This is a genomic window from Paraburkholderia strydomiana (assembly GCF_046030495.1).
GTDB classification, from domain to species: domain Bacteria; phylum Pseudomonadota; class Gammaproteobacteria; order Burkholderiales; family Burkholderiaceae; genus Paraburkholderia; species Paraburkholderia strydomiana_A.
This window is the reverse complement of sequence record NZ_JAQQCJ010000001.1, coordinates 266,142-280,606: the sequence shown is the minus strand read 5'-3', so window position 1 is coordinate 280,606 and position 14,465 is coordinate 266,142. Positions and strand designations below refer to the sequence as shown.

Below are 14,465 nucleotides of genomic sequence, written 5' to 3'. Positions count from 1 at the left end.
GAGGGCGCGCCTTGGCGCGGCCGTGACGTTGCGGTGTAGTGCTCGCGCGGTCATGACGATGTCCTTGCAGCCGCCCCGGAAGCGCCAGCCGCTCCATCCCCACCGGCCCCCGCACCCGAAGCACCCTCCGCCCCTTCCGCTTTGCGCGGCACGATCCGCACAGGCGCGCCATCGACAATCGAGTCCTGCGGATTCAAGATCACCTGCTCGTCGCCGTGCAACCCGGACGCAATCGCGACCCGCGTGCCGAAGTCCGTCCCGAGCGACACCGGCAGCAGCTTCACCTTGCGTTGCGCATCCACGGTCGCGACCTTCACGCCATCCGGGCGGAACAGCAAAGCGTTGCCCGGCACCGTGAACGGCGCCGCGCCCGCGCCCAACGCGAAATGCACCTGCGCGTAAGCACCCGGCAGCAAATCGCCATCGCGATTGTCGACGTCGACTTCGACCAGCATGGTCCGTTGCTGCTGATCGACAGCGCCCGCGGTGCGTGCCACCGTGCCCGGATAATGCCGCGACGGCGTCTCGGTCAGCGTAAGAAACGCCGTCTGCTGCGCGCGCACCTGTTGCGCATAAGCCTGCGGCACATTCACATACACGCGCAGCCGGTCCGCCTGCGCGACATGAAACAGTTCCTTCGCGGGCCCACCCGCGCTGCCCGCGTCGATCAACGCGCCGACGTCGACGTTGCGCGCCGTGACCATGCCGTCGAACGGCGCATACACTTTCTGGAACGACTGCGTCTTCTCCAGACGCGCGACGTTAAAACGTGCCGCGTCGAGCGTGGCTTTCTTCGCGAGCATGTCGCCGACCTTCTCGTCGGTCTCCTGCTTCGACACCGATTTGCTCTTCAGCATCTCGCTCCAGCGATCGGCGGTGCTTTTCGCGAGCGCATAGTTCGCGTTGGCGTTCGCGAGATCGGCGCGGGCGGCGCGCAGTTGATCGTCCACTTCCGGCGTGTCGATTTCCGCGAGCAATTGGCCGCTTTTCACGCGCGCGCCGATGTCGGCGTACCACTTCTTCAGATAGCCGTTGGTACGTGCGTAAATCGGCGTGTCGAGAAAGGCTTGCACGTTGCCGGGCAAAACGAGATCGAGTCCGGCCGACGACTTCTGCGGGCGCACGACTTCGACGCTCATCTGGCTCGCATGCTCGGCATCGCGTTCGAGCGCCGCATGCGCATTGTGACGTGACCGGATGCCCTGGGCCGCGAGCGCGATCGCCACCACGGCCACTACGACGACGAACCAACGCGTGCGCTTCGCTTTCGCGGGATCGCGCGCGCTGCCGGAACCGTCTGGACGTTGTGCTTCCATCAAATTTCCCCCATGTATTTGCGTGGGCAGTCGACGCTGCCTCTTGTGTTGCATGCGGTGTCGCGCATCGTATCGCGTGCCATGCGTATTGCTTCCCGCCTCATGGCTGACCCACCACATGCCCGGCCGCACGCTGACGCCGCGCCGCGAGCCGCCGGTAGATCATCGAGAACACCACCGGCACGAAGATCAGCGTCGCCAGCGTACCGACCGTCAGCCCGCCGATCACCGCGCGCCCGAGCGGCGCATTCTGCTCGCCGCCTTCGCCGAGACCGATCGCCATCGGCACCATGCCGATCACCATCGCGAGCGCCGTCATCAGCACCGGGCGAAAACGTGTGAAGCCCGCTTCGATTGCCGCGCGCGTCGCGTCGCCATGTTCGAGCAGCTGTTCGCGCGCGAAGCTGATCACGAGAATCGAATTGGCGGTGGCGATGCCGATACACATGATCGCGCCGGTCAGCGCGGGAATCGACAGGGTGGTGTGCGTGAGAAACAGCATCCACACGATGCCCGCGAGCGCGCCCGGCAGCGCGGTGATGATGATGAACGGATCGAGCCACGACTGAAAGTTCACCACGATCAGCAGATACACCAGCACGATCGCAAACACGAGACCGGCGAACAGCCCCAAGAACGAATCGTTCATGGTCTGCACCTGGCCACGGATTTCGATGGTCGAGGACTTCGGCAATTCGGCGCGGGCGTCGTCGATGATCCTGCGGATGTCGTCGGACACGCCGCCGAGATCGCGGCCGTCGGCGGTGCCGAAAATATCGATCGTGGTCTGCGCGTTGTAGTGCGTGAGCACCGCGTTGCCGGCGTCGCGCTTCATGGTGGCGAGCGAGCCGAGAATGTTGGTGCGGCCGTTCGCGTTCAACGGAATGTTCGCGAGCGATTGCAACGAATCGATCGTGTATTGCGGCGCTTCGGTGATCACGTTGTAGCTCACGCCGTTGCGCGGATTAAGCCAGAACGTCGGCGTGGTTTGCTGGCTGCCGGACAGTGTGATCAGCAGATTGCTCGCGATCTCGCGTTGCGAGAAACCGGCTTGCTGCGCGCGTGTGCGATCCACATCGATGAAGATGCGCGGCAAGTCGGCGGGCTGCTGGATGCGCACATCGGCCAGACCCGGCACCGTGCGCAAACGGTGCAGCAAGTTCGCGGCGAACACGCGATTGCCGGCCACGTCGCGGCCGACGATCTGAATGTCGATCGGCGAGGGCATGCCGAAGTTGAGCGTCTGGCTGACGATGTCCGCGGGCAGGAACGCGAACTGCACGCCGGGGAATTCGTCGGTGAGCGTGCGCCGCAACGTGCGCACGTAGTCGGCGCTCGGATGATGATCGGGATTGAGCGTGATCAGCACGTCGGCATCCGAGGTGCCGATCGTGCCGGTATTGCTGTACGAGAGGTTGATGCCCGACACCGGCAAGCCGATGTTGTCGATGATCGAATGCAGCTCGGACGCCGGGATCAACTGACGAATCCGCATGTCGACACGATCGGTCAGCATGGCGGTTTCCTCGACCCGCATGCCGGTTTTCGCACGCAGATGCAGTGCGATCGTGCCGGCGTCGACGGCTGGGAAAAAGTCGCGGCCGAGGAACGGCATCAGCAGCATCGATGCACCGCAGCCAAGCAGAAACAGCGTCACGAACAGACCCGGCCGCGCGACGCGCGCTTCGAGAAACACGCGATAGCGCTGGCGCAGACGCGCAAAGCCGCGTTCGAAAGCGTAGTGCACGCGCATGAACGGATTGCGCGTCTGCGCGGGCGCGTGATGCAGGTCGGCCGGTTTGTGGTGATGACGCAGCAGATATTTCGCGAGCGTCGGCACGAGTGTGCGCGAGAAGAAATACGACGCCAGCATTGCGAACACCACGGCTTCGGCGAGCGGAATGAATAGATAGTGTGCGACGCCCGTCAGCAGAAACATCGGCACGAACACGATGCAGATCGACAGGGTCGACACCAGCGTCGGAATCGCGATCTGATGCGCGCCGTCGAGAATCGCCTGTTCGAGGGTCTTGCCCTGTTCCAGTTGATGACTGATGTTTTCGATCGCCACCGTCGCATCGTCGACCAGTATCCCGACCGCGAGCGCGAGCCCGCCGAGCGTCATGATGTTGATGGTTTCGCCGAGGATCGACAGCGCGATGATCGACGTGATCATCGACAACGGAATCGACACGAAGATGATCAGCGTCGCGCGCCAGTTGCCGAGGAACAGCAGAATCATCAGACCGGTCAGGCACGCGGCGATCAATGCTTCACGCAGCACGCCCTGCACCGACGCGCGCACGAACAGTGACTGATCGGCAACGGGATCGATATTCAGCGACGCGGGCACGAGATTGCGCAGCGTCGGCATCATCGTCTTGATGCGGTCGACGATATCGAGCGTGGACGTGTTGCCGCTTTTGTTGATCGTCAGCAGCGAAGCGCGCTGGCCGTTCACGCGCACGATGTTGGTCTGCGGCTGGAAGCCGTCGCGCACATGCGCGACGTCGCGGATATAAACGGTGCCATTGGCCGTCGAGCGGATCGGGATGTTGTTCAGGCCGGCCAGCGAATCCGGGCTGCCGTTCATTTCCACCGAGTATTCGGTCGAGCCGATTTTCGCGGTACCCGACGGCAGGATCAGATTCTGCGCGGTGACCGCGTTGACCACGTCCAGCGGTGAGAGATTGCGCTCCTGCAACTTGCGCGAATCGATGTCGACCATGATCTGCCGCTGCTTGCCGCCGTAGGGCAACGGCGCCGACGCGCCGGGTACGGTGGCGAGCTGCGTCTTCAGAAAGTTGTTGCCGAAGTCGTACAGCTCCTGCTCGGTCAGCGACGCGGACGACAGCGCGAGGCGCAGGATCGGCACCGTCGACGCGTTGTAGCGCAGGATGTTCGGCGGCGTAATGCCGGGCGGCAGCGAGCGCAATTGCGTTTGCGACAGCGCGGTGACCTGCGCGAGCGCTTCGTTGATATTGGCGTGCGGCTGGAAAAAGATCTTGATCACCGCGATGCCGTTCAGCGAGGTCGATTCCGTGTGCTCGATATCGTTCACTGCCACCGACAGTCCGCGCTCGTAGTTGAGCACGATGCGCTTTTCCATCTCGTCGGCGGGCAGGCCGTTATACGACCAGATCACCGAGAGCACGGGAATGTCGATGTTCGGGAAGATGTCGGTCGGTGTGCGCAGAATGGTCAGCGGCCCGACGATCAGCAGGAGCAGCGCCAGCACGACGAAGGTGTAGGGACGCCGCAGCGCGAGACGAACAATCCACATGGCTAGCGTGCCCGCTCGAACACGCGCAGGGCGCTGCCGTGTGCGTGCGCGACGCGGATGCTGCGCTGAACATGGCGCGCACCGCGCCGCAGACTGTGGCGCAATGAGGGCGTGGCGCGCGGATTAAACGAATCGTCCTGACGGTGCACGTTTTTGATATCCCACCCCAGCAGGGTTTATGATGGACTCGTTACGAGGTTTTACGCCCAGATCATCGGTCGCGCGCAGTGTAATTGGAATAGGGCGAAACGACGGGTGAACAGCCTTTAATTCGCGCTTTCCAAAGCCCCGTAAAACGGGAACAATGACTCGAACCTCTCACGCGTATCACGCGCAGCAGATTGGGTGCGTACGCAACGTTAGCGGCGAAGCGGCGCTTTTATCATCACCTTGACCGGCATGAAATCACTAAGCCGGCTACGGGAGAAACGGGGAAACATCATGCAAATCGGTTCCATTGTCCGGTCGGTGCATATCGCCGTGCCGCAAGGCGCGCGCGGAATCGTCATGCGCATTCTTGGCGACATGGCCATGGTGGCGTGGTATGCGGGCGAGCCCGGTGCGTCGCCGCATCTGAATACTGAACCCTTTTTTCTCGAAGACCTGATCGACACCGGCGAGCAGGTCCGCCCGTCGAGCGCGCAGATGCATTGACGGCGTTTCGCTGTCGAAGTGTAGGCGCGTTGTAGCTGAGTTGTAATCCGTATCGTGAGCCGTCGCTCTCGTTTTTGACGGCGGCCCGGCGCACAATGCGGGCATGAACGACGACAACCTCGACTCCCAGGACGGCGCGCAGCGCGCCGCGCCTTTCGCCCGGCTCCAGCCGGAAATCGTGCTCGACGCGCTCGACAGCGTGCTCAGCACGATCGGCGTGCGCACCGACGGCCGCATGCTGCCGCTCAACAGCTACGAAAATCGCGTGTACCAGGTGGGCGTCGAAGACGGCCCGCCCGTGGTCGCGAAGTTTTATCGCCCCGAGCGCTGGAGCGATGCCGCCATCCTCGAAGAACATGCGTTCGTCGCCGATCTCGCCGCGCGCGAGATTCCGGCCGTGCCGGCGCGCACGTTGGACGGCCGCACGCTCCATACCTTCGACGGTTTCCGCTTCTCGATCTTCGAGCGCCGCGGCGGCCGCGCGCCGGATCTCGACCGGCGCGACACGCTCGAATGGCTGGGTCGTTTCATCGGCCGCATTCATGCGGTCGGGCAGACGCAGAACTACGCCGAACGGCCCACGCTCGACATTCACACGTTTGGCTATGAGCCGCGCGACTTCCTGCTCGCGCAGCGCTTCGTGCCCGACGACGTGCGCACCGCATGGGAGACCGTGGTGAACCTCGCGCTCGAAGGTGTCGAACGCGCGTTCGAGCGTGCCGGCGACATCCGCATGTTGCGCATGCACGGCGACTGTCATCCTAGCAATGTGCTGTGGACCGACGCAGGCCCGCATTTCGTCGACTTCGACGACAGCCGCATGGGTCCAGCGGTACAGGATCTGTGGCTGCTGCTGCCGGGTGAGCGCGCGGAGGCCTCGCGTGCGCTGGCGGATCTGCTCGCCGGCTACGAAGACTTCTGCGAGTTCGAGCCGCGCGAACTGTATCTGGTCGAAGCGTTGCGCACGCTGCGGCTGATTCACTACCAGGCGTGGCTCGCGCGTCGCTGGGACGACCCGGCATTTCCGGCGGCGTTTCCGTGGTTCAACACGCAGCGCTATTGGGAAGACCGCATCCTCGAAATGCGCGAGCAGATCGGTGCGATGCAGGAAGGGCCGCTCTGGCCGGTTTAAAGACTCGCGCGGATGCTGTTGCGCGGGTCATTCGCGGACGGTCCAAACATGAGGCGCGAATGCGGCTGCCGCTGGCCGCTGGCCGCACGTGGCGGGGCATGGTGCGCGAGTGGGTTTGATGTGCGCATCTCGGCAGCGATTCTGGCGGACGTAGGGGCCGCGCAGTGCGCGTGGGGCCGTTTCAAGGCGCTTGTGACACCACGCTCGACGGCTCCGTCAACGTCGACCTGACGATCACCTCCGCGCGCACGTCGCGCCCTATCGCTTCGAGGGCGGGACGCATCTGCGCGAAGTCCTCGGGCGTGCAGACCTCGCTCGCGAAATGAGTGGCACCGTCGCGCGTCATCGTGACGACGTTGCTGAGCGGTTCGAACGTGTACTGCGACTGGAAATCGACGAAGCGGTCCTGGGTGCGCTTCGCCTCCGGCATGTCGAGCACCCGGAAATTGGCGGGCAATTCGATGCGCGCGTGTTCATGCACCGCCACGTTGTGGCAGATGAACGGCTGGGTGCGCTGACGTTCGCCGAGCCAGTAGCGCGTGTCCGCTTCGACGCCGCCGGCCAGACTCGTCAGCGCGCGAATCGATGCCGCCGCGCCCGGCACCACCAGGCTTTCCAGCGTACCGTTCATCGTGACCGTGAGCGGGCCGTCGGTCACAGTGAGGTCGCTGGTGGTGAGCGTGGCATTACCGCGCAGATTGACGCTGCGCAATTCGGCTTCGATCGATTCCTCACGCTGCGCGGGCGACTGCGTGCGCAACCTCGCGCGCGCCTGTTCGGCGAACGGGCCGGTGTCTTCCATCCGGTACGTGAAGCTCGCCGAGCCGTCCGGTTCGACCTTGATGGACAGATCGGTGCTGCGCGTCATCAATGCGGTGGCCGGCGTATGGGCGAGCACCCCCTGGCCGATCAGCACGGTCGGCCGGTTCATATCCGACGACGGCAGAAAGCCGAACTCCACATTCGACGCGGTCGAATCCGCGTACTGCTGCAGATCCGGCAGCCACGTGATCACGTGATTGATAACGCCGTAGCCGGGCACGCTCGGCAGCGTGTAGATCGTGCCGCTGCTGATCAGCGCCGGTTCGTTGCGCACGCCGACCGCGTCGAGCAGTGCGCCGTACAGCGCGACGTGGTCCTTGCAGTCGCCGTAGCGGTCCGCGAGGATCGCGCTCGCGCGATGCGGCACGACCGCGCCGCGCCCGACGTTGATCGCCACGTAACGGACATTGCGGCGCACCCAGTCGTATAGCGTCTTGGCTTTGTCGCGCGGCGTGTGGTCGTGCGCGGTGAGCTGCTGCGCGAGACGTGTGACGGTGGGCTCGCGCGCGCTCGGGTCCGCAGCGGATGTGCGGTAGGTGGCGGCGAACGCGGCGTAGTCGGGGAAGGTCGAGACCATCAGCCGGTCGCCATACGACACGTAGGCGATCGAGCCACGCTCCAGCCGGCCGAAATGCGCCTTGTCGTAGCGAAATTCGTAGCGGGTGCGGCCGTCGCGCGTCACCGGTTGCTGTACGGTGAAGCCCCGTGCATCGGCGTATAGCGGTTTGTCGGCGGGTAGATCGTAGATCAGACGGAAGTTGTGGGTCGGAGCCAGGTCGGGCGGCGTGAAGTCGCTGAACTCCCTGGGCACGATCGGTTGCTGCTGCGTCTTGCGATACGTGAGATGCACGCGCGCGCCCGGCTCTACGGCGGGGAACACGATCACCTTTTCCTGGATGTCCTGGAACATCGGCGCGTCGAACGAACGCGCTTCCTGTACGTCGCGGATCTGCTCGGGCTGCACGTCGTGACGCACGCCATCGGCGGTGGTCGTGTAGGCCTCGAGAATCTGCACGTCGGCCATGTTGCGGTTGAACCAGACGTATTGCTGGGCGACCCGCGCGACGCCGGCTTCGTTGTTCACGCGCAGCGTCATCGAATTGAGCTTGGCGTAGGAGCCGTCGGCATTAACGGTGAAAGTTTGGGTTTCGCCCTCATTGGTATAGGGATCGTCCAGCCTTGCCGGCGTATTCGCGCTCGCGACAGGAAGGCCGGCAAGCCAGCCGAAGGCGGCAAGGCAGACCACGGAAGAGAGTCGCATGGCAGGCAGGTATCCGAACGGCAACGTTGACGGGATCTGCGCTTAGAGTCGGTTTGCGCGCCGTGGATGTCAAGCGGCTGTCACACATGGAAATAGAGCACGGATTGAGCAAACCGCCTGAATATGTAATGATAGCCATTCTCAATTGAAAGGCATCGCCAGCCATTTGTCACATTTCTCCTCCTCTGTGACTGCCAGCCAGCCTCTCAGCCGGACGACCTGAAACCGCAAGCCGGGCCGTCCGGCCCCTTCCCCGAATAATGTTGATAACCGCTGCCGGTGAGCGCGCGTGATCTGTCGCGCGCCGGCGACGCAGCAACCCGCTGCGCCTGGAGCCTGGATGTGAACGCGCCTGATTCGATCGAAATAAAACCCGCTGCCGCGAGCGGCACCCAGTACACCGTCCATACGCCGGAGCGCGGCCATCATCTGATGGACGATGCCGAGCAGGCGGCGCGGCGCCAACGTTCGCGGCGCGCGACTTTCATCAAGTGGCTGCGCAAGGTGCATGGTTGGGTCGGCCTATGGGGCGCGGTGCTGGGTTTGATGTTCGGCGTGACCGGTTTCCTGCTGAACCATCGCGGTGGGCCGCTGAAGGTGCCCACGGGCGAGCCGCAGGTCGAGGAAATGCAGATTCCCGTGCCGCAAAAGCCGCTGCATTCGCCGATGGAGATGGCGAAGTGGCTGAAGAAAGAGCTGAATATCGACGGCAAGCCGGGGCGCTCGCGGCGCGAGCCGGCGCATCCGGTGGCGTGGGGCGATCGCAGCACGATGCAGCCGGAGTTCTGGCAGATCGGCATCATGGGGCCGTCGCAAAGCATGCAGGCCGAGTACTGGGTCGGCAACAGCTTCGTCTCGGTGAAGCGCACGCAGAACTCGTTTCTCGCGACGATGAACAATCTGCACAAAGGCGTGGGCCTGAGCGTCGGCTGGGTCCTGTTGATCGACACGATTGCAGGCAGCCTCATTCTGCTTTCGCTGACCGGTGTGCTGCTTTGGACCGAGCTGAATAAGCGCCGCGTGGTGGGCGTCGTGCTGATCGGCGGATCGGTGATCGCGGCGGTGGTGTGCGGGTTGATGTAAGCACGCCGATGTGCGCAGCGCATGACGCGCTGCCCGCGGCGCCAACAGGTGCTGCGGCCGCAGCCTCAACCGCGCCGCGTTCCCAGCATCGTCATAACCGCCAACTCGCAGCGCGTCTCCCGGAGACTTCCACTAAACGCTACACGCCGCGCCACCGGAAGCAGCAATCTCCCGCGCCGCCTTCGCACCTTCCACCTGCAGCAGCGTAGGCAACGAAACGCCGTTCTTTGCCGCCGTCACCTCGGCGAGAATGGACACGGCGATCTCAGGCGGCGTCCGGCTGCCGATATAAATCCCGACCGGCCCATGCAAGCGCGCCAACTCGGTCTCGTTCAGATCGAACTCCTTTAGCCGCTCGCGGCGCGCCTGATTATTTCTGCGCGAACCCAAAGCACCGACATAGAACGCCGGCGTTTTCAGCGCCTCCATCAGCGCGAGATCGTCGAGCTTCGGGTCGTGTGTCAGCGCGATCACCGCGCAGCGTTCGTCGAGCTTCATGTCGATCACGGTGTCGTCCGGCATCGTCCGCACGATTTTCGTGCCGGGGATGTTCCACTCCTCGGTGTATTCCTCGCGCGGATCGCACACCGTCACCTGATAATCGAGCCCCACCGCGATGTGGCACAGATAGCGCGACAACTGCCCTGCGCCGATCACCAGCATCCGGTAACGCGGGCCGTGGATCGTCAACAGCCGCTCGCCGTCGAAATGCACGCCGTCGGTCGCCTGCGCGTCGTCGAGCCGCACCGCGCCCGTCACCATGTCGACATCGCGCGCGACGAGCCGGCCGTTCTCCACCGCGTGGCACAGTTCGGCGATACCGCTTTGCTTCGTCAACGGTTCGAGCACGAGCTGGATCGTGCCGCCGCAAGGCAGGCCGAAGCGATGCGCTTCCTCGGCCGTGATGCCGTACTTCACCGCCTCCGGATGCGTCTGCTCGATACCCCTTTGCCGCACCCGGTCGATCAGATCGTCTTCGATGCAGCCGCCCGACACCGAGCCCACCACGAGCCCGTCGTCGCGCACCGCGAGCATCGCGCCCTCGGGACGCGGGGACGACCCCCACGTCTTCACCACCGTCACCAGTAGCGCGCGATGTCCTTCTTCCAGCCAGCGTGCGCTGGACTTCAGGACTTCGAGATCCACGCTGTCCATGATCGTTTCCTTTTCGTTGCGTCTGCGTCGGCACCGGACTCGGTGGCCGACGCGTCATTCGATTCCGTACCGGTCTGCGCGGCAGCGGCCTCGTCGCCGTCGGCAGGCGCGGCACTGTCGCCCTCGACTTCGCCCGAGATCTGTGCGCCGAAGCGTTTGAAGAACTCGCCAGCGATTTTACGCGCCGCGCCGTCGATGAGCCGCGAGCCGATCTGCGCGAGCTTGCCGCCGACCTGCGCGCTCGCCGTGTAGGTGAGCTTCGTCGCGGCGTCGCCGTCGGCTTCCAGTGTGACGCGCGTGCTGCCTTTCGCGAAGCCCGCTGCCCCGCCCTGGCCTTCGAATACGATGTTGTACGCGTTCGGCGCGTCGATGTCGGTCAACTGCATGCGCCCCTTGAAGCGCGCCTTCACCGGACCGACGGCAGCGCTCAGCGTCACCAGATACGCGTTCTCCCCATCCGGGTCGATGCTCTCGCAACCCGGGATGCAGGCGCGCAGAATCTCCGTATCGTTCAGCGCGTCCCAGGTGCGCTGCTGCGCAACCGGCAGTGTGTGGGTTTCGGTCAATTCCATGGCGTTGCTCCTGCGGTTGTCGTGGCCGAGCGGGTTGGGCGAGGCGCGCGCGTGAGTTGCGCGAGATCGCGGCCGAACGCAGCCAGACTGTCCAGATTATGAACCGGGCGATGCGCGTCGACATACGGCAGGATCGCCTGCACGCCGCGCGCCTTCGGAGAAAAGCCGCTGAAACGCAGCAGCGGATTGAGCCAGACGATGCGGTGCGCGAAGCGGCGCAGACGCGCCATCTCGGTGTCGAGCACGTCGATCGCTTCATGGTCGAGGCCGTCGGTGACGAGCAGCACGGTGGCTCTGCCGGTCAGCACGCGCCGCGCCCAGCGGCGGTTGAACTCGGCGAGCGCCGCGCCGATCCGCGTGCCGCCCGACCAGTCGAGCACCTGGTCGGCGAGCGTCGCGATCGCCACGTCGGGGTCGCGCTCGCGCAGCGCGCGCGTCGCGTTGGTCAGGCGCGTGCCGAACAGAAATACCTGCAGGCGTTCGCGCGATTGCAGCAGCGCGTGGCAGAAATACAGCACGGCGCGCGAGTAGCTGCTCATCGAACCGGAAATGTCGAGCAGCAGCACGAGCGGCGGCTTGCGCTCGACCACCGCGCGATATTTCCACACCGTCCAGTCGCCGCCCGCGCGCACCGCGTGTCGCGCGCTTGCACGCAAGTCCGCATGGGTGCCGTGCGAGGCGGCCTTCAGGCGGCGCGTCGGCTCGGTCGCGAGCGGCAGGCGCTGGCCGCGGATCAGATGCCGCAAGCTGCGCCACTCGTCGGCGGAAAGCGTGTCGAAATCGCGATGACGCAGCCGCTCTTCGGCGCTGAACGTGACATGCGCGTGCAACTCGTGCTGTTCGGTTTCCTGCGGTGTCCTGCTATGCGGTGACGGCGGCGCGCGTACGGCCAGTGCGTCGGCGAGACGGTTGTTGCGTTTGGGCGGCGGCAGACCGTCGCGGACTTTCGGCAACAGCAGCGCACGCAGCTTGCCTTCCCAGTCCGGATCGCGCCAGAACAGATCGAATGCCGCGTTGAACAGGTCACGTTCGTCGGGCGCGGAGACCAGCAGCGCGGCAAGGGCGGCGCGCACGTCGTCGCGGCGGCCAAGATCGATCCAGTGCAAGGCGGCGAGCGCGTCGACGGCTTGCGCAGGCGACATCGGCAAACCGGCGCCGCGCAGCACGCGCACGAAATGGACGACGTTGCGGGCGAGCGTGGGCGTATCGTCGCGCGGCGCGGCACTCACGCCCGAACTCGCGCCGACGATTCGCGCGGCTGGCAAACCCACTCGCGGGTTTGAGTCGGAAGCGTCGCTGTCGCCGCTGTCGTTTCGGTTCGTCATGCTGGCTATCCCGGCGCGGCGAGGCATTGCGCAATGTGCGCGGCGTCCACGCGCGCCAGATCGTCCTGATACTTGAGCAGCACGCCTAACGTGTTCTGCACCGATTGCGGATCCAGTTCCGTTACCGACAGTGCTTCCAATGCGCGGCACCAGTCGATCGTTTCGGCGATGCCCGGCGCCTTGAACAGATCCATGCCGCGCAGCCGATGCACGAAATCGACCGCGCGCCGCTGCAACTGCGCCGACGTCTGCGGCGCACGCGCGGCGACGATCTCCAGTTCGCGCTCGCGCTCGGGATAGCCGATCCACTGATACAGGCAGCGGCGTTTCAACGCGTCATGCACTTCGCGCGTGCGGTTCGACGTCATCACGACGAGCGGCGGTTGCGCCGCGCGCACGGTGCCGTATTCGGGAATCGATACCTGGAAGTCCGAAAGCAGTTCGAGCAGAAAGGCTTCGAACGGTTCGTCGGCGCGGTCGATCTCGTCGATCAGCAGCACGCGCCGCGCGCCGGGATGATGTTCGTCCGGCATCAGTGCTTGCAGCAGCGGCCGCTTCAGCAGGAATTCGCCGCGATACAGCGTGTCGTTGTCAGGGTGCTCGCCGGCGGCCTCGGCCAGCCGCAGCGCCATGATCTGCCGCGGATAGTCCCACTCGTAGAGCGCGCTGGCCGTGTCGAGGCCTTCGTAGCATTGCAGCCGCAACATTGTGGTGCCCAGCATGCCGGCCGCGGCTTTGGCAAGCTCGGTTTTGCCGACACCCGGCTCGCCTTCGACGAACAACGGCCGCTCCATGCGCAACGCGAGATACAACGCGGTCGCCAGTTCGCGGCTGGCGAAATAGCTTTGGGCCGCGAGTTGTGCGAGGGTGTCGTCGATTGAAGCTGGCTGCATGGCGGTCCTGAATCTGCGCGCTCCGGGCGGTCAAGCGCGACGCCGGTGAAACGCGAAGCGGGGCGGCGCGCCTCGCGTCATGTGGTTGACGAACGGGACGGGGCTGACGTGCTTAGATAAACAGCACTACACGTCAGCCGCCGATAGCAAGGATCGCTACGCGTTCGCCTTCGTCACCGCGCGCGCGGCCAGCACCGGAATCAGATGCGCGCGGTACTCGGCGCTCGCGTGCATGTCGGTGTTCAGATCGTCGGGCAGCACGCTGACCCCGCGCGCGGCGTCCGGCGTGAAGTTCGCCGACAGCGCGCGCTCCAGTGCCGGCACACGAAATACTGAAGACGCCGCGCCCGTCACCGCGACGCGCACACCGCTCGCGAACTTCGCGACGAATACACCGACCAGCGCGAAGTGCGACGCGGGATTGCGGAATTTCTCGTAGGCCGCACGCTCGGGCACCGGAAACTCGACGGCGACGATCAGTTCGTCGGGCGCGAGCGCGGTCTCGTACATGCCGACGAAGAAGTCGCTCGACGCGATGCGCCGCCGCTCGGTGACGATGGTCGCATCCAGCGCGAGCGCCGCCGCCGGATAGCAGGCGGCCGGGTCGTTGTTGGCGAGCGAGCCGCCGATCGTGCCGAGCGCGCGCACCTGCCGGTCGCCGATATGCGCGGCGAGATCCGCGAGGCCCGGCGACACGCGCCGCAATTCCGCGTGATCCGCGACGTCGGCATGACAAACCGCTGCGCCGATCGTCACCTTGCCCGCGTCGACGGTGATCGACTTGAGCGCGGGAATCCGCGTCACGTCGACCAGTTGCGACGGCTGCGCGAGACGCAGCCGCATGGTCGGCAAGAGGCTTTGGCCGCCGGCCAGAAACTTCGCGTCGCTGTCGGCGGTGAGGAGGGCGGCGGCCGCTTTGGGATCCGTCGCGCGTTGATACTCGAATGAATACATGTCGAATGCTCCGCT

Annotated in this window: 11 protein-coding genes; 3 read left to right on the top strand and 8 right to left on the bottom strand. The window is 65.0% G+C overall.

Features of this window, described 5'->3' with window-relative positions:
• Positions 1 to 50: 50 nt before the first annotated feature.
• Both PQQ53_RS01290 and PQQ53_RS01285 read right to left on the bottom strand, forming a co-directional pair.
• Complete coding sequence (locus PQQ53_RS01290; RefSeq protein WP_408155914.1) at positions 51 to 1,316, bottom strand: efflux RND transporter periplasmic adaptor subunit; 1,266 nt, start codon at positions 1,314 to 1,316, stop codon at positions 51 to 53.
• A 100-nt stretch (positions 1,317 to 1,416) separates the two neighbouring features.
• Complete coding sequence (locus tag PQQ53_RS01285; protein WP_408323122.1) at positions 1,417 to 4,599, bottom strand: efflux RND transporter permease subunit; 3,183 nt, start codon at positions 4,597 to 4,599, stop codon at positions 1,417 to 1,419.
• Between the two features lie 441 nt (positions 4,600 to 5,040).
• Here PQQ53_RS01285 and PQQ53_RS01280 point away from each other — a divergent pair, with 441 nt between their 5' ends.
• The gene (locus tag PQQ53_RS01280; protein WP_042327325.1) at positions 5,041 to 5,253 is read left to right on the top strand and encodes a hypothetical protein; all 213 of its coding nucleotides are present in this window, start codon (positions 5,041 to 5,043) and stop codon (positions 5,251 to 5,253) included.
• 103 nt (positions 5,254 to 5,356) lie between these two features.
• Positions 5,357 to 6,385, top strand: a complete 1,029-nt coding sequence (locus PQQ53_RS01275) for a serine/threonine protein kinase (RefSeq protein WP_408155910.1) — start codon at positions 5,357 to 5,359, stop codon at positions 6,383 to 6,385.
• 181 nt (positions 6,386 to 6,566) lie between these two features.
• On the opposite strand, the gene PQQ53_RS01270 is transcribed toward PQQ53_RS01275, so the two are convergent.
• Entirely contained in the window at positions 6,567 to 8,468 is a 1,902-nt protein-coding gene (locus tag PQQ53_RS01270; protein WP_408323121.1) for a DUF3857 domain-containing transglutaminase family protein, read from the bottom strand.
• A 342-nt stretch (positions 8,469 to 8,810) separates the two neighbouring features.
• Between PQQ53_RS01270 and PQQ53_RS01265 the strand changes: the two genes are divergently transcribed.
• Positions 8,811 to 9,551: a PepSY-associated TM helix domain-containing protein gene (locus tag PQQ53_RS01265; protein ID WP_408139672.1), complete on the top strand. Its 741-nt coding sequence runs from the start codon at positions 8,811 to 8,813 to the stop codon at positions 9,549 to 9,551.
• 132 nt (positions 9,552 to 9,683) lie between these two features.
• Here PQQ53_RS01265 and PQQ53_RS01260 read toward each other — a convergent pair whose 3' ends face one another.
• The 5 genes from PQQ53_RS01260 to PQQ53_RS01240 all read right to left on the bottom strand — a co-directional run bounded on the left by PQQ53_RS01260 (position 9,684) and on the right by PQQ53_RS01240 (position 14,450).
• Positions 9,684 to 10,706 carry an XdhC family protein gene (locus PQQ53_RS01260; RefSeq protein WP_408139670.1) on the bottom strand — a complete coding sequence of 341 codons (1,023 nt, stop codon included), beginning with the start codon at positions 10,704 to 10,706 and terminating at the stop codon, positions 9,684 to 9,686.
• Positions 10,679 to 11,278 (bottom strand): SRPBCC family protein, encoded by a 600-nt coding sequence (locus PQQ53_RS01255; protein ID WP_408155904.1) that lies wholly within the window; start codon positions 11,276 to 11,278, stop codon positions 10,679 to 10,681. Before PQQ53_RS01255 ends, PQQ53_RS01260 begins: the two co-directional genes overlap by 28 nt.
• Positions 11,269 to 12,603: a vWA domain-containing protein gene (locus tag PQQ53_RS01250; RefSeq protein WP_408323120.1), complete on the bottom strand. Its 1,335-nt coding sequence runs from the start codon at positions 12,601 to 12,603 to the stop codon at positions 11,269 to 11,271. The genes PQQ53_RS01255 and PQQ53_RS01250 overlap by 10 nt, the downstream gene beginning before the upstream one ends.
• Before the next feature lie 5 nt (positions 12,604 to 12,608).
• Positions 12,609 to 13,496, bottom strand: coding sequence for an AAA family ATPase (locus PQQ53_RS01245; RefSeq protein ID WP_408139666.1), 888 nt, complete (start codon positions 13,494 to 13,496; stop codon positions 12,609 to 12,611).
• Positions 13,497 to 13,652: 156 nt separating this feature from the next.
• Positions 13,653 to 14,450, bottom strand: a complete 798-nt coding sequence (locus PQQ53_RS01240; RefSeq protein ID WP_408139665.1) for an FAD binding domain-containing protein — start codon at positions 14,448 to 14,450, stop codon at positions 13,653 to 13,655.
• Positions 14,451 to 14,465: the final 15 nt, after the last annotated feature.